At 42.3% G+C, this 17,827-nt stretch carries 21 protein-coding genes; 4 read left to right on the plus strand and 17 right to left on the minus strand.

Annotation, left to right across the window (positions count from 1 at the left end; all coding sequences use genetic code 11):
- Positions 1 to 42 precede the first annotated feature (42 nt).
- The 7 genes from IGI84_RS11090 to IGI84_RS11120 form a co-directional block, all read right to left on the minus strand.
- Complete coding sequence (locus tag IGI84_RS11090) at positions 43 to 450, minus strand: helix-turn-helix domain-containing protein (protein ID WP_008379091.1); 408 nt, start codon at positions 448 to 450, stop codon at positions 43 to 45.
- A 246-nt stretch (positions 451 to 696) separates the two neighbouring features.
- Positions 697 to 1,920 carry an amidohydrolase family protein gene (locus tag IGI84_RS11095; RefSeq protein WP_430600387.1) on the minus strand — a complete coding sequence of 408 codons (1,224 nt, stop codon included), beginning with the start codon at positions 1,918 to 1,920 and terminating at the stop codon, positions 697 to 699.
- Positions 1,921 to 1,936: 16 nt separating this feature from the next.
- Positions 1,937 to 3,298 (minus strand): hypothetical protein, encoded by a 1,362-nt coding sequence (locus IGI84_RS11100; RefSeq protein ID WP_005225442.1) that lies wholly within the window; start codon positions 3,296 to 3,298, stop codon positions 1,937 to 1,939.
- 348 nt (positions 3,299 to 3,646) lie between these two features.
- Positions 3,647 to 4,570, minus strand: coding sequence for a peptide-methionine (S)-S-oxide reductase MsrA (gene msrA, locus IGI84_RS11105; protein ID WP_086291984.1), 924 nt, complete (start codon positions 4,568 to 4,570; stop codon positions 3,647 to 3,649).
- 310 nt (positions 4,571 to 4,880) lie between these two features.
- Positions 4,881 to 5,231 carry a type II toxin-antitoxin system PemK/MazF family toxin gene (locus IGI84_RS11110; RefSeq protein ID WP_220426858.1) on the minus strand — a complete coding sequence of 117 codons (351 nt, stop codon included), beginning with the start codon at positions 5,229 to 5,231 and terminating at the stop codon, positions 4,881 to 4,883.
- The gene (locus IGI84_RS11115; RefSeq protein WP_081118257.1) at positions 5,225 to 5,515 is read right to left on the minus strand and encodes an AbrB/MazE/SpoVT family DNA-binding domain-containing protein; all 291 of its coding nucleotides are present in this window, start codon (positions 5,513 to 5,515) and stop codon (positions 5,225 to 5,227) included. Before IGI84_RS11115 ends, IGI84_RS11110 begins: the two co-directional genes overlap by 7 nt.
- A gap of 208 nt (positions 5,516 to 5,723) precedes the next feature.
- Positions 5,724 to 6,593: an AraC family transcriptional regulator gene (locus tag IGI84_RS11120; protein ID WP_194194791.1), complete on the minus strand. Its 870-nt coding sequence runs from the start codon at positions 6,591 to 6,593 to the stop codon at positions 5,724 to 5,726.
- Between the two features lie 104 nt (positions 6,594 to 6,697).
- On the opposite strand from IGI84_RS11120, the gene IGI84_RS11125 reads away from it, so the two are divergent.
- Positions 6,698 to 7,183, plus strand: coding sequence for a GNAT family N-acetyltransferase (locus tag IGI84_RS11125; RefSeq protein ID WP_077452813.1), 486 nt, complete (start codon positions 6,698 to 6,700; stop codon positions 7,181 to 7,183).
- Positions 7,180 to 8,061 carry a DMT family transporter gene (locus IGI84_RS11130; RefSeq protein WP_086291981.1) on the plus strand — a complete coding sequence of 294 codons (882 nt, stop codon included), beginning with the start codon at positions 7,180 to 7,182 and terminating at the stop codon, positions 8,059 to 8,061. The genes IGI84_RS11125 and IGI84_RS11130 overlap by 4 nt, the downstream gene beginning before the upstream one ends.
- Positions 8,062 to 8,397: 336 nt before the next feature.
- Here the strand turns inward: IGI84_RS11130 and map are convergent, their stop codons facing one another.
- The 3 genes from map to rlmH form a co-directional block, all read right to left on the minus strand.
- Positions 8,398 to 9,183, minus strand: coding sequence for a type I methionyl aminopeptidase (map, locus tag IGI84_RS11135; protein ID WP_430600388.1), 786 nt, complete (start codon positions 9,181 to 9,183; stop codon positions 8,398 to 8,400).
- A 42-nt stretch (positions 9,184 to 9,225) separates the two neighbouring features.
- Entirely contained in the window at positions 9,226 to 9,963 is a 738-nt protein-coding gene (gene truA, locus IGI84_RS11140) for a tRNA pseudouridine(38-40) synthase TruA (protein ID WP_195264693.1), read from the minus strand.
- Positions 9,964 to 10,028: 65 nt separating this feature from the next.
- Positions 10,029 to 10,508, minus strand: coding sequence for a 23S rRNA (pseudouridine(1915)-N(3))-methyltransferase RlmH (rlmH, locus tag IGI84_RS11145; RefSeq protein ID WP_220426859.1), 480 nt, complete (start codon positions 10,506 to 10,508; stop codon positions 10,029 to 10,031).
- Positions 10,509 to 10,882: 374 nt separating this feature from the next.
- Between rlmH and IGI84_RS11150 the strand changes: the two genes are divergently transcribed.
- Positions 10,883 to 12,187, plus strand: a complete 1,305-nt coding sequence (locus tag IGI84_RS11150) for a trypsin-like peptidase domain-containing protein (protein ID WP_220426860.1) — start codon at positions 10,883 to 10,885, stop codon at positions 12,185 to 12,187.
- 68 nt (positions 12,188 to 12,255) lie between these two features.
- On the opposite strand, the gene ytpR is transcribed toward IGI84_RS11150, so the two are convergent.
- The 4 genes from ytpR to pepA form a co-directional block, all read right to left on the minus strand.
- Positions 12,256 to 12,870 (minus strand): YtpR family tRNA-binding protein, encoded by a 615-nt coding sequence (gene ytpR, locus IGI84_RS11155; protein WP_005225431.1) that lies wholly within the window; start codon positions 12,868 to 12,870, stop codon positions 12,256 to 12,258.
- A gap of 274 nt (positions 12,871 to 13,144) precedes the next feature.
- Positions 13,145 to 13,606, minus strand: coding sequence for a universal stress protein (locus IGI84_RS11160; protein ID WP_005225429.1), 462 nt, complete (start codon positions 13,604 to 13,606; stop codon positions 13,145 to 13,147).
- Between the two features lie 12 nt (positions 13,607 to 13,618).
- Entirely contained in the window at positions 13,619 to 13,939 is a 321-nt protein-coding gene (locus IGI84_RS11165; RefSeq protein WP_026008043.1) for a thioredoxin family protein, read from the minus strand.
- A gap of 132 nt (positions 13,940 to 14,071) precedes the next feature.
- Positions 14,072 to 15,148 (minus strand): glutamyl aminopeptidase, encoded by a 1,077-nt coding sequence (gene pepA / locus IGI84_RS11170; RefSeq protein WP_034878843.1) that lies wholly within the window; start codon positions 15,146 to 15,148, stop codon positions 14,072 to 14,074.
- Positions 15,149 to 15,440: 292 nt separating this feature from the next.
- Between pepA and IGI84_RS11175 the strand changes: the two genes are divergently transcribed.
- Entirely contained in the window at positions 15,441 to 15,785 is a 345-nt protein-coding gene (locus tag IGI84_RS11175; RefSeq protein ID WP_005234590.1) for a peptidase, read from the plus strand.
- Between the two features lie 60 nt (positions 15,786 to 15,845).
- Here the strand turns inward: IGI84_RS11175 and IGI84_RS11180 are convergent, their stop codons facing one another.
- From IGI84_RS11180 to IGI84_RS11190, 3 genes are all read right to left on the minus strand, one after another.
- The gene (locus IGI84_RS11180) at positions 15,846 to 16,880 is read right to left on the minus strand and encodes a hypothetical protein (RefSeq protein ID WP_216681952.1); all 1,035 of its coding nucleotides are present in this window, start codon (positions 16,878 to 16,880) and stop codon (positions 15,846 to 15,848) included.
- A gap of 77 nt (positions 16,881 to 16,957) precedes the next feature.
- Complete coding sequence (locus IGI84_RS11185) at positions 16,958 to 17,359, minus strand: Ohr family peroxiredoxin (protein WP_005225423.1); 402 nt, start codon at positions 17,357 to 17,359, stop codon at positions 16,958 to 16,960.
- Positions 17,360 to 17,543: 184 nt separating this feature from the next.
- Positions 17,544 to 17,792 (minus strand): GlsB/YeaQ/YmgE family stress response membrane protein, encoded by a 249-nt coding sequence (locus IGI84_RS11190; protein ID WP_077452821.1) that lies wholly within the window; start codon positions 17,790 to 17,792, stop codon positions 17,544 to 17,546.
- Positions 17,793 to 17,827 lie beyond the last annotated feature (35 nt).

Consider the following 17,827-nt stretch of genomic DNA (forward strand, 5'->3'; position numbering starts at 1 on the left):
CTCTTGTCCAAACAAAATTCAGCAAAAAACTGTATAAAAAAATTATTTTTCTTCAGTAGCTGCTTTCAGTTTTTCCAAATCCTCTTGCTCGACAAAAAAGGTCACTTCTCCTGTTTCCAAATCGACGGATGCTTTGACTTCAACCCCTCGTGGGAAAAACTTGCTGGCATCGGTCTCGATTTTTAAACGCATCGTTCCATCTTTCAATCCAGCACCATAGGTCATCGTACGAAAGTTCTTTTTCATTCCTGCTCGCTCCTTTTTTAATAGCTCATCGACACTGCACCCATAAAGGGTACTCAGTTTTAATAAATTCAAACTGTCTGGTACCGTCTTGCCGGTTTCCCAATTTGAGATCGATGTGCGGGTCACTAAAATTTTTGTTGCTACTTCTTCTTGGCTCATTTGCTGTGTGACTCGATGGTTCTTTAGTGCTTCCCCAATCGTCATCTTGGCCTCCTTCTTCTACCTTAACGCAGACCTGCTGTGATTTCTGCTCAAATCCATTGATATTACGGCATTGTCAAACAGTTTTGACAGGATTTTCTTACACGAACTCTCCGTGATAGTGGTTTTCTTTCTATCATAGATGAAAAAAGAATAAATGACTAGAAAATGATTTTTTTATTTCGACTATACTACGACAAAAAAAGTAGCACGAATAAATCGTACTACTTGAGAAAACATGACCTGTTGCTAACGGTGGATCGTCACTTCTTTTTTGACTTCTACGGTGATGCGGCCATTTTTGATGACCATCAAACGTTCAGGAATATCGATCAGCACATCGGCTTTTCTTTGAGTATCTAAAAGAATCAAATCTGCGCGGTTGCCAACAGCGATTCCATAGTCTTTGATATTTAATGCTTTAGCGGTATTGGTCGTGATCATTGGCAAGACCGTCGGCAGGTCATCGGCGCCGCCTAAATGCGCCACTGGCACAGCCAACATAGCAATTTGAATCAAATCACCGTTGCCATAGGGCGTAAAGGCGTTACGGATATTGTTGCTGCCTAAACAGATATTCACACCAGCATCACGTAATTTGCGAATCGGCGTCACGGCACGGCGAACGTTGTAGGCATCGTTTCTGGCACCTAAGTGCAAGTCGGTCGCAGGCAACGGCATCACATTGATTTGGGCTTTGACCATCAAATCGATGACTTCTGCCAGCTGATCCGGTTCCATGGCATGCAGTGCAGTCAAATGTCCTACTGATACCCGACCTTGATAGCCTTCTGCGATGGTTTTTTCACACAGGTAGACGATCGATGTATCGTCTGCTTCGTCGGCAAAATCTTGATGCAAGTCAATGTCTTTGTCAAATCGCTTGGCGATCTCAAAGATCAAGTCGATGTGCTCATTGGCTGGCGCATCATTGTAAGGAATGCCGCCAACGACATCGGCGCCTTTCTCCATCGCTTCGATCATCATTTTATCCGTTCCGGGTGCTTTAAAAATCCCTTCCTGCGGAAAGGCAACGACCTGGATATCGATCAAGTCGCGGTATTCTTCTTTTAAGCGCATGATGGTGTCAAACCCAGTGAAGCCTTGTGCTGGATCAAATTCGGCATGGGTGCGCACAGCAGTCGTGCCATGTACGATCAGCATTTCTAATGCACGTTTCGCTCGATCATAAATGTCTTCTTCGGTAAAGGTCGGTTTGAGCTTTGCCGTAACTTGGATCGCTTCTTGCAACGTACCTGAATTATTGGGTTCACGATCGGCGATCAAGGCTTTGTCTAAGTGGATATGGCTTTCGATCAATCCGGGGATCACAACTTTGCCTTTCGCCTCAATCGTTTTTGCTGCTGATTCTTCAATGATGGGTGCAACTGCGGTGATTTTTCCTTCTGAAATTGCAATATCTACTAATTCTGCATCGTCTTCAAGACGTGCTTGCTTGATCAATAAATCCATGTTTTCCTCCTATCCATCAGCCAAACACTAAGCCGATGACTAATAATAATACGGCTGCTAAACTCAACCACTTCACGTTTCCTTTGACTACATCCAGAATCGGAATTTGGAAACCAGAAGATAAAGCTTGCATCGTAATGTTGACGAAACTCATTTGACTCCCGAGGCCAACCCCCATCGTTACAAAGCCAAGAGCTAACACTGGGAAGCCTAATGAAACGGCAACTGGTAACACTAATGTTAATACGGAGCCGACATAGGCACCCGCGGGAATCCCAATCAAGACACCCGTCAAGATCGCCACGGGAACGACGATCGCTGCGGGGGCATTTTGTGCCGCACCTGCAATTACAGCAAATGTCCCGGTTTCAGCGATCACGTTGATGAAGGCTAAAAAGATCCCCACTTGGAACAAGCGGGTCAAAATATACGTCGATCCGTCCACCATCGCTTCCACCGATTGATTCATCGAAAAGTCGGTACAAACAAAAATCAACGCCAACGTGACCACCATATAAACTAGCGGTGTAAAGAGGACAAAGCCGATCAGGTCATTGATCAACGGACCAAAGATGACCGCAAAAAGCAAGAAAATCGCAGGCAGTGTCGTTTTGAACAATTCACCATTGCTTTTGTTTTCATACTCTTGATTGGCTGATTCTTTGAAGCCCAGATGACGACGCTTGGTCCCAAAGAATGCCAATAAAATCGCCAAACCAACGAATAACAACCAAAATGGGCGCATTTGATCTACGTAAGAAGCGACACTAAAGCCGCCTAGTTCAGACACGATACTAGATTCCAAAGAGGCAGGAGAAGTCGTAAAGGAGACAGCTGCCGCTAACGACATCGCTGCGATCAATTCGGGTACCACCCCAACTGCCGCAAATGCTAACGGTGCGATCACCATCGCACTCCCGCCGCCGATCCCGGACATATAAGTCGCTGCTGCCAATAAAATGACAATAAACCCTGCCACATATTCCACTTTTCCTTTGGTCCCTCTTTTGGCTAAGGTTAAGGCTGCCGTATAACTACCGGCTTTGAAGACCGCCATCGCTACAGCGGAATTGATGATTGGCACCGTAATACTTAACATCGTCGGAATAGCTTCCAACAGTTGCGAATTGGCTTCAGCTAAACTGATCCCGCCAATAATCATCGCCAATATCCCAGCAATCAAGCCAGCAATGATCATATCTACTTTTTTAAAGAGTAAAACCAGTACTAACACTAACGGAATCAGTACTAAAAATGCTTTGACTCCAGTTGGTGCAACGATCTCATTGATCGCTTCTGCCGCAAACACTGTTCTTTCTGAAAAGATAAAAAGAATGAGAGCCATAAACAGTGAGACGAACGTTCCCTTTTTTTTCATCACATTTCTCCTAACTTATATGAATCTTCATATAATAAATGTTGTGTTGCTATGGGGTGTTGCTGATTGATTTTTCCGCTGATTTTTCTCTGGTGTTTCCCACCTTCTTTCCTCGAAGAAAGGAACCAAGCAAAAGACACCTGCTTTTTCGACCTTTTTCGCCACTTTTTCTTTCTCTATTATAATTCTTGTTGTTAACGCTTTCTTTGGACATTATTCTAAAATAAATCTTCGTTTTTTATCCAATTGGCTAAAAGCGCAGAAAAAAGCGCGGCCTGTGGAGAAAAGAGCCTTCATTTGATCCTCTGGCCTTTTCTCGGAGCCCCGCTTTTTTGATGTATCTTCTGCCTATGATCGTTTTTCACCTCGGTTTGTCCAGCGTTTCAGCCGATAAAAAAGCATCAGTTGTTTGCGCGCCCGCTTGATCCGCTGGTAGCGCTTTGGCTGCTTCTTGTAAAATGCTTGATGGTAGTTTTCCGCTGGCCAAAACTGCGTGGTCTTGCGGATTTCAGTCACGATGGGTTGCTGATAATAACCAGATTGTGCTAGTTCCTTTTTGGCTCGTTGCGCAAGCACTTCCTGCTCAGCAGTCGTATAGAAAATGATTGGGCGATAAAAATTGCCGCGATCTTGAAATTGTCCGAAAGCATCTGTCGGGTCTGTCACTTGCCAATATAACTGCAACAAGTCCTGATAGGTGATGATTTTGGGATCAAAAATGATCTCTACTGCTTCGACATGCCCTGTTGTTCCACTTAGTACTTGATCATACGTCGGATTCGGGACGGTTCCCCCGGTATACCCCGACAAGACGGAAAGAATGCCCGGCTGGTCTTCAAAAGGCTCGACCATACACCAAAAGCAGCCTCCAGCAAAAATAGCCACTTCTTGTGCTTTTCCACCTGTTTCGGTCGGCTCCACAGAAACTTCTGCTGGTTGGGCTTTGCTTGTTTCTTCATTCCTTGCCTTTTTCGGTGCTGACTGGCTGATTGTTTGATAAAACTCTGCGACATTCGGGGTCAGATTGTTTCTCAGTGCCAAAGGACGCAACGACGCTTCTAGTTTTTCCAAAACCCGTCTGGTCTGTTGGTCTTCAAGACTATTTGACGATTCCTTTTCGTGTTTGCCCGCTTTTTGTTTGGTCGCCAGCTGGGTTTCCAGTGTATTTTTTGCTTGCACCAGTTGTTCTCGTTCCCACTGTCTCGTGCCAGGATGCAAGATCAAATTATAGATTTCTGACAGCCACGCCATCGTTGTTTGCTTCATCACCATTGCCCCTTTGCCTCATGAAGGAGCGACTCTCGCTCCTTGTTTGGTTGCACTGTACCATAGTTTCGCCGATTCGCCCAATTTGATGCCCAGCAGCGTACCGACTTCAAACGTCGCCAAGCACAAAGTATTAAAATTGCTAATGCAGACACAAAAGCTCCCCCAGTTGCCTTGTTTATAAAAGTATCGTCCAGGCTCTTGAGAATGGAGCTGATGTCTTAAAGATTGCACGGGCGTATAATCTTACGGATATACTGTTTATAGAATAAAAGAAAACAGCATGGTCGACATCGATAAGATGATCATGCTGTTTTTATTTACTTACTTTTTGAAATACTGTTCTGACTTTCATGAATAACTCATCAACCAAGTGCTCATGCGCTTTTTCCAAAAAAACACATACTCTGGCTTCATAATCTATTGTCGTTAATTGATCTAACAATACTTTTCCTGTTGTCTTCATGCCATAATCTGGATTAATACTTACATATAACGGATAGTTTCTACTTGTACTGGAAATCGGAGCAACGGTGGCAACGTTACTATAATCTGCAATCATGTCATGACTTAAAACAATATAGGGTCTTTTTCCTGTTTGTTCATGTCCAGAACGAGGAGCTGTATCCAATAACAAAATATCACCTTGTCTAGGTTTTCTTACCATTTTTCATTCCCTACTGCTTCACCTAAATGTTGAATTTCCACGTGATTTCTCTCAGCAGTGTAATTTTCAAATAACTCTTCAATCGTTAACTCGTTTTCTACATTTGCCGCTTCGATGATTAGCCGTCTATGCCCGTTTACTTCTTCTTGTATTATCTTCACTTTGTCATCTGTATGAATGCCAAGATACTCCAAAATGTGCTTGGGCAATCTAAGACCGTTACTATTGCCCCATTTTTTTATAGGTAACATTTCCATGCGCGACACCTCTTTCTGTATATACATAGTATAACATATATCACGACTAAGTATATACATAATTATCCTTTTGGTCGATTCACCTAAATTCCATTAAAAAGAATTGTTCTTACAAGTTTACACTGCTGTGCTAAGTTAGTATCTTTCTGACCTAACTAATGGAGCTACTAAAGGAATTGTGAAATGAAGAATTAAAAAATTTTATGTTTCTGACCCTATTTTAAGTTATCGCCCATTAATCTATGGATCCGGGCGTTCGTCCATATTTTTTCTTAAAACTTTGGATAAAATGACTCGTATCAGAAAATCCAATTTGTTGAGAAATTTCAGTAACTGTTAAATTCTTATTTTCCAATAAACTCTGACTTCGTTGTAATCGATAATCAATCAAGAATTTATAAGGGGTCATGGATGTGTACTTTTTAAACAATCTGTTCGCCTCTGAATTACTAATGTGACTACTTGAGGAAATATCAGCTAAAGCTATATTTTCGGCATAGTTTCCGTATATAAATTGGATCATTGTCATTATCTGATTTATTTTAGTATTTTTAATGGTAGTCGGTTGCTTTATCTGATCTAACTTCGAGTTGATTAGAATAAGCCAAGCTTTACAAAGATCTATCGATATCAAGTACTCTCGACCAAATCTTGGTTCCATGTAATACAAATCGATAATTTCTTTTAGGATAGATAAGATTTCTCTTGAAGAAATATCCAGGTTGTCCATCGCAATAGAAGGATATTTTATACTATTTACATAGGGCTCCACATAGCTAAGGTCCATTCGGCTTCCAGGGAAGAAAGTGAGATTCTCCTTGATAAAATTTATGCTTATATAAGAGCTATTGGGTGTTAGTTGAGTCATTTGATGTAGAACATTAGAGTTGATAAAGATAAAATCACCTTTATTTAATATATAGTCGACTCCATTAATTTTTGCATTAACTACTCCCTTCTCAACAATGGTAAATTGTAATTCATCATGCCAATGGGCATCATCGAATCCTCTACCTGAAGGATTCACTCCATTTTGATTTATATGATAAATTTCAAAAGGAAAACTAGTATCTTGATAGTGATTCTGTTCAAATAATTTTTTCATCAACTTGTCCTTTGGTTATATTTTCATATGTAAGAACCTTTTTTTCATATTATTATATATCATTTGATGATATTATCATATAAAAATATTGGAGTTGAATAATTATGACAATCGAATTTATCCCCTATAATAAGCGTTTTTTAAGCGAAATGACACAAACCTGGAATGATATTTTGATAGATGGCGAAGCATTTCCAGGAGAAGATTTATTTAATACAGAAGATTTTGAATTAATGTTATTAGAACAATCTGCTGCATCCTGTCTTCTTTATAATGGAGTCTATGCAGGATTCTTCATAATTCATCCTAATAATATCGGACGTTGTGCACATACGGCAAATGCGAGCTATTGTATCGATAAAAGGATGAGAGGAAAGGGCTTATTCAAACACGTAGTAAAAAGATCCTTATGGGAAGCAAAACAACTAGGTTTTCAAGGAATGCAATTTAACGCCGTCGTCTCTAATAACAAGGCAGCGATCCATACCTACGAGAAAAATGGGTTTTCCATTATCGGTTCTATCCCTAAAGGATTCCGACTGAAGAATGGAATTTTTACTGACATGTATATTATGCATCGATCGCTATGATAAAAAAATACCAAGGCATTCTCTTCACTATCTTTACAATTCTAATAGTCAGTTCTACAGAGATTACACTAAAGTTACTAGGGGGAACGAGTAGCCACGGGGGGCAATTAAATTTTTGGCGTTTTTTGATTGGCGGTATTTTTCTATTTATTTTAGCTAAGAAAAAAAGTATAAAGGTAGCTTCTTTGCCACTCCTTGTTTTAAATGCGATTTTATTTATCGTATTCAGCATGAATTTCTATCAAATGGCTATCTTTCAATCAAGCGCATTCTTTGTAGCAGTTGTTTTTAGCACAAATCCATTGTTTACACAATTGATAAATACGTTATTAACTCGTCAGTTAAAAGTACCTTCACTTTCGATCATACTTTCAGTACTAGGAATCATAATCATCATTGTTTCAAATTACACAAAAAATGATCTAGGGGTTCTATTTGCTTTGATCTCTTCTATTTTATTTGGATTATATAGTACACTAAACGAAAGAATTATCAAAAAATATACTTTAAGTACAGTGACTTCTACATCATATACCTTTATTTTTGGCGCATTGGAATTGGCGCTATTAAATTTGATTTTTTCGAAATTTAATGATGATTCTCCATTAAAATCGATTTTCACATTTCATTACTTTACCGATTTTAGCCTACAAACATTACCAGGTCTATTCTATTTGAGCATTGTGGTAACCGCCTGCGGCTTTCTGTTTTACCTTATCTGTCAAATAAAATTCAAAAAATTATCACACACTGTTTTTTTCTCTAAGCCTGCGGTTTCTGCAATATTTGGTTTGCTAATCTTAAATGATCCTATTCCTTTTTCTAGTATTGTAGGTATCTCGTTGATATTTTTAGGTAGTATATTAACTTTTCAATAATTTACTAATGTACAATCCTCATGATATTATTTTTTTGTATTTTCGTTGGCTTAAATGTCACTCGATTCCCTCTTCTACTGATCGTTAAATGATTTATAAAGCAAAATAAATAATCGGAACCAAATAAGAAAAAGCCAAAAACGTTTTAAGTTTCTGAAACCTTAAAATAAAGTGACTCCATCAAATAATACCGATATGAATAGACAAGCACTTGTTGATTACTGAGTTCTTTTACGATCTTTTTGAAAAAAGCACAGATCGAAAGGGCGTACCATCAGTTAGGTACGCCCTTTTAAGAGATGTGGAAAATCTACATGATACAGAAGTTCCGCACAGTTATTTTTCAAAGACATTAAGTGATGATGACGTTTCTTCCTTTTGCAACGTCATGATGACTGGACCTTCTTTGGTGATGGCGATCGAATGTTCATATTGGGCACAATAGCTGCCGTCAATCGTGCGTGCTGTCCAGCCGTTCGGGTCCATCTTCATGCGCCAAGTACCGGTCGTGATCATCGGTTCGATGGTGATCGTCATGCCCTCTTTCAAACGAATTCCTTTGCCAGGTAACCCGAAATGAGGAAAGAATGGTTCTTCATGAATGGTTGGGCCAATGCCGTGAGCAATAAAGTCCCGCACGACACCATACCCTTTTTCTTCAGCGAAGCTTTGGATCGCATAACCAATATCGCCGACCCGGTTGCCAACTTGTGCTTGCTCGATGCCTTTCATTAAGGCTTCTTTCGTTACTTCCATCAGCGCTTGATGTTCTGGTGAAATCTCTCCTACAGCATACGTCCAACAGCTGTCAGAGATTGCTCCTTTGTAATCGACACAAAAATCAACTTTGACGACATCGCCTGATTTTAAAACATATTCTGAAGGGAAACCATGACAAATCTCTTCATTGACACTGATACACGTCGCAAATTCATAGCCTTCAAACCCGATTTGCGCGGCTGTTGCCCCTGCAGCTTCTATCTGTTGATGGACAAAGACGTTGATTTGGTTCGTGGTGATACCAGGAACGATTTTTTCCCGTAGTTGCTCGTGAATACTTGCTAAAATATGACCGGAAGTTTTCATTTGTTCGATTTCTCGTGGGGATTTTAATGTGATCAATAGATGATCTCCTTTCCTTAAATAGCCATTACCATGTTTCTTTTAATAATACACCTCATCTAGAAATAAGCCATGAGAAGGCACTGTTTCACCAGCTGCTTGTCGTACTTTCTCGGCTAACACTTGATCGATCACTTCTGGCGGCAGTGTGCCATCGCCAATGGCAATCAGTGTGCCTGTCAAGATTCGGACCATTTTATGCAAAAAGCCGTTACCTTTGAAGGTAAACCGCAATAGGTCGCCTTCTGGTGTGATGGTGATTTCATCGATCGTCCGCACCGTTGATTTTTTTGATTTTTTCAACGCAGAAAAGCCAATAAAATCATGGGTGCCGATCAACTTCTCAGCCGCTTGCTGCATTTTTTCCAAATCAAGGGGCTGCGGGCAATGAAAACTGGTATTGCGAGCAAAGACTGATGGGATCGCGTTGTTCCAAACATAATAGCTGTATTGCTTGCCTTTGGCATGATAGCGTGCATGGAAGCGTTCAGGGACTTCTTCAATCTTGTTGACGACGATGTCTTGTGGCAAATAGCGGTTAAAGAACTGCTGCATCTCTGGCAAACTCATTTGATGGGTCGTCTTGAAATTCGCCACTTGTCCTTGAGCATGCGTGCCCGCGTCGGTTCTGCCAGAACCGACGATTTCAATTTCTTCTCCCGTCAATAATTTGATGACCCCTTCAACTTTTTCTTGGATCGTTTTTTCAGAATCTCCTAGTCGTTGCCACCCTAAGTAGCGCTTGCCGTCATATTCAATCGTTAATTTGATATTTCGCATGGTTGTTGCTCCTTTTTACCGGTAGTACCGGTGGATAATTTTTTCTATTCTATTGCTTGAGATATTTACTTATGATAAGGCGCCCCCGTATTGATTCGATACGCGCGATAAATCTGCTCCAATAAGATCAGTTTCATGAGTTGGTGGGGGTAGGTCATTTTGCCAAAGGAGATTTTGGCATCACTGCGGGTCATGACTTCTTGACTTAAGCCAAGGGAACCGCCGATGACGAAGGTCAGTTGGCTTTTTCCTTGGATACCGAGTTGATCGATTTGTTTGGCGAAGGCTTCGCTGGTGGGATTGGTGCCTTCGATTGCTAAGGCAAAGACATATTCGGTGTCTTTGATTTTGCCTAAAATGCGCTGGCCTTCTTTTTCTTTGATTTGCAGCATTTGAGCTTCACTCAAGGTTTCTGGTGCTTTTTCATCTGGTACTTCAACAAACTCAAGCTTTGCGTATGCCCCCAATCGTTTGGCGTACTCGTTGATTCCTTGAACGAGGTACTTTTCTTTTAGTTTTCCTACTGTGACGATTTTTATTTTCATAGGTTCCTCCTCGTTATCCCCTTATTTTATAAAAATGTGGACAATGCTATCCACAACCTTTTACACACTTTGACTTTCTTTGAAATTCTTCTATCTTATCTATAAAACTGTGACAATTCAACGATTCCTTCATCCACCCAACCAACCCCCATCAAGATTGTCCACACACTGTGGATAAAAAAACCTTTGCTTCTCCCCAGATTTCTCTGCTATTTTTATTCAAAAATGAACGGGTTTTGCGAAGAAAATTTCATCGTTTGAAACAGATTCTTACGCAACTTCTTCATATTTTTTTCAAAATCTCTTAGTAGACTAATCTCAGATAGAAGGAATATACTGATTATAACGAATTATTCATTAAGGGGGAAATAGTAATGGCAAGAAAATATGTCACACCAGGCAAGAAAACTTCTCCTGGTTTATTAAAACGATTAGGTATTGGGATTTTAGGCGGTATGGTCGGCGGTTTATTGACCTTCGGCGGTCTGTATTTGGCAATGGGTTCATCTTTGACTTCAACACCAGAAACTACGACCAACAGCGGGGTCCAAGATTCTAACGGACAAACACAGGTATCCAATGTAAAACTAGACGTGACTAGCGATGTCACGAAAGCAGTTGAAAAAGTACAAGATTCTGTGGTTTCCATCATTAATCTACAACAAAGTCAAAGCAACGATTGGAACAGCCTCTTTGGTCAGCAAGGTGGACAAAGTGAAGGCGATAGCCAAAGCGAAGACGACAGCGCCTTAGAAGCTTCTTCTGAAGGTAGCGGTGTCATCTACAAAATTGATGGCGACGATGCCTATGTCGTAACCAACAACCACGTCGTTGAAGGTCAAGATGGTTTGGAAGTTGTCTTAGCAGATGGTACAAAAGTCAAAGCTGAATTGGTAGGTACCGATTCTTACACAGACTTAGCCGTCTTAAAAATCTCTTCTGAAAAAGTTACAACTGCCGCAACATTTGGCGATTCAAGTGCCTTGAAAGTCGGCGAACCAGCAATCGCGATCGGTTCTCCTCTAGGCTCTGACTATGCAAACTCTGTGACACAAGGGATCGTGTCTTCCTTGAATCGTCAAGTAACAAGCCAAAACGAATCTGGTGGTACGATCAGTATCAATGCGATCCAAACGGATGCTGCGATCAACCCAGGGAACTCAGGTGGTCCACTGATCAACGTTGATGGTCAAGTGATTGGGATCAACTCAAGTAAAATCGCCAGCACCTCGGGCTCTGCTTCAGGCGTTAGTGTCGAAGGAATGGGCTTTGCGATCCCAAGTAACGATGTCGTTGAAATCATCAATCAACTAGAAGCAGACGGCAAAGTGGTCCGCCCTGCACTAGGTATCCAAACGATCGATTTAGGTTCCATCACATCACAACAACAAGAACAAATCTTGAAAGTTCCTTCATCTGTAACTTCAGGCGTTGTGATCTACTCAGTCAACAATGCAACACCAGCAGAACAAGCAGGATTGCAACAATATGACGTTATCACGAAAATCGATGATACAGAAGTCAGCACAACAACTGATCTGCAATCTGCGTTGTACAAACACAAAGTCGGTGACACAATCACTGTAACCTTCTATCGTGGCGATGAAGAAAAAACAGCAGAAGTAAAACTTTCCGTTGATACATCGATCAACGAACAATCAACAGACAGCAGCAACTAATCACCAAAACCAATCAAAACAATCAAAAAATGAACTGCCGCAAAAACAGGAAGCGGCAGTTCATTTTTTTAGGCTTTACCGACCGGAAAAGCTTCACCTACAACGGCATCTTGAGGCAGCTCAAGGATGCCTTTTTTCATTGGTGCACCTTCTAAATGTAGTTCTTTAGCAGAGCAGATCATTCCGAAGCTTTCTACGCCACGAAGCGTCCCCGGCCAAATCATCAAGCCATCTGGCATCATTGCGCCAGGTTTTGCGACAACGACTTTCAAGCCTTTACGGATATTGGCAGCGCCACAGACGATTTGCAAGACTTCCCCATCTCCAACTTCTGTTTCCGTGATAGACAGATGGTCGCTGTCTGGATGTTCCACACAAGATTTCACATAGCCAACAACGATTTTTGGTTCCGTATCTGCTGGCAGTTCTTCGCTGAATCCTGCTTCTTTGATCATGGTGTTCAATTGTTGGATTTGTTCTTTCGTCAACGTTACTTGACCACGGCCTTCGATCGTCATTACTTCTGAGATCGCAAAAAAATTCCAGCCGACGATCGTGCCTTCTTCATTTTTGATTTGGGCAACATTGCCTTTGCGTTCGACGGTTTGTTCTAATCCTTTATCATCTGCTGTGATGGCAAGCAGTGTATCACTGACATATTCTTTGTTATAAGCAAAAATCACGTTTTTTCCTCCTTAGGTACTTACACATTCCGCCCATAATCTTAACAAATTTTTCGGCATCCGTCATGGAATTTCTTTGTTTTCCTTGAAATTCTAGTTATTTTCAAAGACAAAAAAGCCTGAAAACCAGCTACTGCTCATTTGCTAAAGACAATGCTTCACTAGCGAGCAAAACCGCTGATTCTCAGGAACTTCCTTTTGTCACTTGTTACTACCATGCGAACTAAGGAAAAGAACACGGCAACGACAAGCTTATTTTTTCAAAAAAATGACCTTACGCTTTGGTTTCTTCAGGGGATACGATCAGCACGTCGCACCGGGCTTCACGGATAACGAAGCTGGCGACACTCCCCATCATGAAGCGTTCCACGGCGTTTAGCCCGGATTGCCCCACCATGATCAAATCGATGTCGTATTGATCTGGTAATTGAGTGGCAAGAGCGTCTTTGATGGAGCCGTAAGCGACGATGCCTTCTACTAGATCAAAATCCACTGATTTTGCGTAGGCTTTACAGTCGTCGATCAGATTTTTCGCCGTATCTTTTTCTTGTTCCAAGATGGAACTATCCAAAGGTGCATAGCCCATCATGGTCGGTACTTGCTGATCGATGATCGTTGCGGCATAGACCTTCCCTTGATTTCGACGAGCGACTTCCACTGCTTTTTTGAAGGCAGACATCGCTTGATCTGACCCATCGATCCCTACTAAAATGTTTTGATATCTTTGTGCTTCCATCTTTTTCCCCTCCTATGCTGATTGTACGCTGGTTAAAAAGGCTTCGATCTCTTCTTTGGTTTTGCGATCCTTGTTGACTAACCGTCCCAGCTCCTTGCCGTCTTCGATGACGACGAGGCTAGGAATACCAAAAATGTTCCATTCAACCGCTACATCCATGTATTCATCACGGTCGACTTCGATAAATTGAAGATCTGGAAAGTCCGCTTCGATCTCAGGCAATTGCGGTTTGATGTAGCGGCAATCCCCACACCAATCGGCGGTGAAAAAGAAGACATTTTTGCCTTTCTCCACATATGTTGCTAACTCTGCTAAATCTTTTGGAATAATCAAATTCTCACCACTTTCTTTTCTTTAAGTATACACCTTTCTTTCAGGGACTACCAACTGACATGCTGATCTTAGAACCCCTGCAGAAAAAAAGAGACAACGGGTTGCTGTCTCTTTGCTTTCGTTCGTTCTCGCTTATTGTCCTGCCAAAATCGTATCAACGGTTGAACGATCCAAACCTTTCAAGACTTGAATCACCATTTCCCGTGCCGCTTCATAATCAGCGATACTGAATAGGGTTTGGTGGGTATGGATGTATCGTCCAGGAACACCGATAACTGAACTTGGGATCCCTTCATTTGCCATGTGTGCCGCACCAGCGTCGGTACCACCTTTTGAAACAAAGTATTGGTAAGGAATGTTGTTGCTTTCTGCTGTATCCAACAAGAATTCTTTCATCCGCGGCAACATGATCATGCCTGGATCATAGATTCGCATCAAAGTCCCGGCTCCTAGATGACCAAAGGTGCCATTTTTCGTGACTGTGTCATCTGCTGGCGAGCAATCGACCGCAAAGAACAAGTCTGGTTTGAATTTCGTCACAGACGGACGGGAACCCCGTAAGCCGACTTCTTCTTGAACGTTGGCACCAGCAATCAGCGTATGGCCTAACGTTTCCTCTTTCAAGGCTTCAAGTGCTTCTAATACGACCGCACAGCCGTAACGGTTGTCCCAAGCTTTCGAGATGATGTTTTTCCCATTGGCTGTTTTGATGGTTTCCACTTGGGGGACGATCGTATCGCCAGGACGTACACCAAAGCTTTCTGCTTCTTCTTTTGATTCAAACCCAGCATCAAACAAAATATCTGTCACTTCGACATTTTTCTGACCGCTGCTTCCTCGCAACAAATGTGGCGGTACTGAAGAAGAAACGCATGGGTAATCGCCCTTCGCTGTTTTCAATGTAAACCGTTGAGCAGAAACCACATAGGGATTCCATCCGCCTAAAGGAGTGACTTTGAATAAGCCGCGATCGGTGATCGTCGTCAATAAGAAGCCAACTTCGTCCATGTGAGCAGCTAACATCACTCGTGGTGCATCTGCTTCTTGGTGGTGACGCAAACCGAAGATGCCGCCTAAGCCATCTTGTTGGATTTCATCTACCAAGGGGGTCATCGCTTCACGCATATACGCGCGCACGTCGTGTTCAAACCCGCTGGTTCCTTGTAACTCCGTTAGTTCTTTGATACGTTGAAATGTTTTTTCTTCCATGATCATTCGAGAAACACGTATCGGTTGTTTGCTGCCCTAAAGAAACAAAGCTGCTTTTTTTGAAAAAGCAACGCTTGCTGTGGCTGTGTTTTCCAGCAATTTTTGGGTGAAACAACGGATGTGCTCTCTTCCTCCTTATTCCTACTGATATTCTTTATTATAGCGCAAATTTCTATTGTTGGTTATTTTTCTTATAGAATATTTCTAAACTATGGTAAACTATTGTTAAGAGAACTTGTGCTTTCACCGAGATCACAACATTCGGGAAAACTTACTTTAGGAGGGACATTAGATGGAGAATGAGCATCCATTGCATTATTTTAAAAATGGACTGACCATCGGTTTAGGTCTTGGCTTTGCAGGAGGGATTTTTTCAACGATCTGGTTGAAGAAAAGGCAAGCCATGAATGCCGATGATGTCTTAGACAATATAAAAGCGGCGTTTATCAAAGAAGGACCGATCGAAGGTTCTTGGATCAATTTCGAAAAACAACCTTTGCGCAAATTTGCGATCACTTCCCAAGGATATACTGGCGGCATCACCCGCACCGAAGACGGGCAGCTTGTCACCTATGAATTTTTGGCAGATGCTCATACCGGCACCGTCTTAGATATCCAACGAGCAATCGTGGAATAATCACTGCACTTACAACCAGCTTCTTAAGAGGCTGGTCTTTTTTCTTTTTAAGCAGTGCTTTTACTGGAGCAAAGTCGCAAGGTCCAATACCACGACTTCATCGATGCTGCCGCCTTTTTGCCGATACGCCCATGCCCCACTTTCAAACAAGCAGTACAGCTGCCCTTTTTCTACCACGATCTGTTCAAGGTAATGGGGAAACTTGATGCGCCGCAACGCATGTTTGCGGGTCAGCACCGTTGCATCCTTTGGAAAGACCCATAACTCCGCCGACCCTGGTCCAAAAGAACGTGCCAGCAACATGTATTCAGTGGTAAAGGCGATACTTTGGACTTTCGTGGTGGTGACCCTTCTCTTACGCGGCTTGATGCGAGGAGACGCTTTGCGACCGTTGGCTGAAAGAACAGGCAGCGGATAATTCGCCACCACGCCCCCTTGTTTCAAGGCAAAGGTTCCTGAGACAAGTTCACCGCTATCGGCTGCCAAATAGGAGCTGTGAGTGATCCCTGCCAATTCGATGACTTGCTGATAAGCGATAGGCTGATTGGTTGCCAAGGAATCATCTTCCAGCAGTTTCTGCAGAGAAACACACGCCACGCGCCCCATTCCTTTTCCAGTGATGGTTAGCCACAGCAATTGCGTTGCTCGATCAAAGACTAATCCGCCGACATGGGGGCGTTTTGGCAGAATCACCGTTTTCAGATGCCGCCCGCTCGTTCTTTCTATTATATAAAGCTGTGAGTGATGTTCCTGCTGCGAACAGTACGCAGAGAGGAACAAATAGTCCTCTGAAACGGCCAACCCTTGTGGGGTCATTGCCTGACACTGATCCGCATGCTTGTGCGGCCTCGTTTCTGCTTTCGCCGTTGCCGTCGTTGCCACTGCGGCAGTGGCTTCTTTTAAACCGGGAACCAAAAGGACTGCTTCCCTTTTTGCCCCGGCTGCCAGCCACGCTTGCCGCACCCTGGGATAACGCTTCAGCTGGGCTACCAGCGCTTGATTGTGGCGCGTATGTCGGTGCTTTTTTAGCCAGTACACCACAAAAAGGCCAACCACAAACACGCCCAAAAGCAGCAAGCACTCTGTTTGTCTCATTGATTGGCCTCCTTGATGAATTCCCTCTTGTCGGCTGATTTATCAGCCGCTTATTGTTTGTCTAGCTGCAATAATGCTTAGACTACTTGTACTTCGACATCAATGTTGCCACGAGTTGCCCGAGAATACGGACAAAAATCGTGCGCTTCTTCTGCGATTTTCTCCGCTTCGGCTTTTTCAACGCCTGGTAACGATACTTCTAAAATCACGCCGATTTGGTAACTACCGTCCTCATGCTGATACAAAGACACTCTTGCTTTAACTTCGGATTCGGATTCGATGTTATGCTCTTTCAACATATGCTGTACGGCACCGTTGAAGCATGAAGCATAGCCTGCGGCAAATAATTGTTCTGGGTTAGTCCCTTCACTATGAAGACCCGGTTTGTCAATTTTCAGGTGAAAACTGCCATTTGGTGCTTCGACCTCTCCGACACGACCGCCTCGATTGATCATCGCTGTTTCATATTGCTTTTTCATTGAACCTCTTCCTTTCTTTTTTTGACCTACTTCAAGTGTAACGACAATTTCCCGATATGACAAAAGGATTGCTTGTACTTGTTTCTTGAAAACAAAAAAGGCAAACCCAGAAACTCTGGATTTGCCTGTCTATTCGAGGTAATTGCTACCCGAAATAAATAAATGGAAACAATTGCTGAATGGACTAGCCGTTTGAACGTCCTAAGAAGAATGAAACAACAGCAACGACAATAACCGCACCAATAATTGATGGGATGATTGCCATTCCAGCAAGTGATGGACCCCAAGAACCTAAGATCGCTTGTCCAATAGCTGAACCTACTAAACCTGCAACGATGTTGGCGATCCAACCCATTGATCCACCTTTATTTGTGATAGCTCCGGCGATCAAACCGATAATAGCTCCTACGATTAATACCCATAACCAATGCATATTTTTCTCCTTCTTTCTTTTAAGTAGTTATTACA

The organism is Enterococcus sp. DIV0008, from assembly GCF_050542615.1.
GTDB lineage: Bacteria > Bacillota > Bacilli > Lactobacillales > Enterococcaceae > Enterococcus_D > Enterococcus_D innesii.

Excerpts from the sequence above, each read along its gene's own strand:
- pepA (WP_034878843.1), bottom strand. The coding sequence starts at position 15,148 with ATGGAAGAAAAAACATTTCAACGTATCAAAGAACTAACGGAGTTACAA.
- IGI84_RS11160 (WP_005225429.1), bottom strand. The coding sequence starts at position 13,606 with ATGGAAGCACAAAGATATCAAAACATTTTAGTAGGGATCGATGGGTCA.
- IGI84_RS11125 (WP_077452813.1), top strand. The coding sequence starts at position 6,698 with ATGACAATCGAATTTATCCCCTATAATAAGCGTTTTTTAAGCGAAATG.
- truA (WP_195264693.1), bottom strand. The coding sequence starts at position 9,963 with ATGCGAAATATCAAATTAACGATTGAATATGACGGCAAGCGCTACTTA.
- IGI84_RS11190 (WP_077452821.1), bottom strand. The coding sequence starts at position 17,792 with ATGCATTGGTTATGGGTATTAATCGTAGGAGCTATTATCGGTTTGATC.
- IGI84_RS11180 (WP_216681952.1), bottom strand. The coding sequence starts at position 16,880 with ATGAGACAAACAGAGTGCTTGCTGCTTTTGGGCGTGTTTGTGGTTGGC.
- rlmH (WP_220426859.1), bottom strand. The coding sequence starts at position 10,508 with ATGAAAATAAAAATCGTCACAGTAGGAAAACTAAAAGAAAAGTACCTC.
- IGI84_RS11175 (WP_005234590.1), top strand. The coding sequence starts at position 15,441 with ATGGAGAATGAGCATCCATTGCATTATTTTAAAAATGGACTGACCATC.
- IGI84_RS11150 (WP_220426860.1), top strand. The coding sequence starts at position 10,883 with ATGGCAAGAAAATATGTCACACCAGGCAAGAAAACTTCTCCTGGTTTA.
- msrA (WP_086291984.1), bottom strand. The coding sequence starts at position 4,570 with ATGGTGATGAAGCAAACAACGATGGCGTGGCTGTCAGAAATCTATAAT.
- IGI84_RS11115 (WP_081118257.1), bottom strand. The coding sequence starts at position 5,515 with ATGTATATACAGAAAGAGGTGTCGCGCATGGAAATGTTACCTATAAAA.
- IGI84_RS11090 (WP_008379091.1), bottom strand. The coding sequence starts at position 450 with ATGACGATTGGGGAAGCACTAAAGAACCATCGAGTCACACAGCAAATG.
- IGI84_RS11130 (WP_086291981.1), top strand. The coding sequence starts at position 7,180 with ATGATAAAAAAATACCAAGGCATTCTCTTCACTATCTTTACAATTCTA.
- IGI84_RS11100 (WP_005225442.1), bottom strand. The coding sequence starts at position 3,298 with ATGAAAAAAAAGGGAACGTTCGTCTCACTGTTTATGGCTCTCATTCTT.
- IGI84_RS11110 (WP_220426858.1), bottom strand. The coding sequence starts at position 5,231 with ATGGTAAGAAAACCTAGACAAGGTGATATTTTGTTATTGGATACAGCT.
- IGI84_RS11185 (WP_005225423.1), bottom strand. The coding sequence starts at position 17,359 with ATGAAAAAGCAATATGAAACAGCGATGATCAATCGAGGCGGTCGTGTC.
- IGI84_RS11095 (WP_430600387.1), bottom strand. The coding sequence starts at position 1,920 with ATGGATTTATTGATCAAGCAAGCACGTCTTGAAGACGATGCAGAATTA.
- IGI84_RS11120 (WP_194194791.1), bottom strand. The coding sequence starts at position 6,593 with ATGAAAAAATTATTTGAACAGAATCACTATCAAGATACTAGTTTTCCT.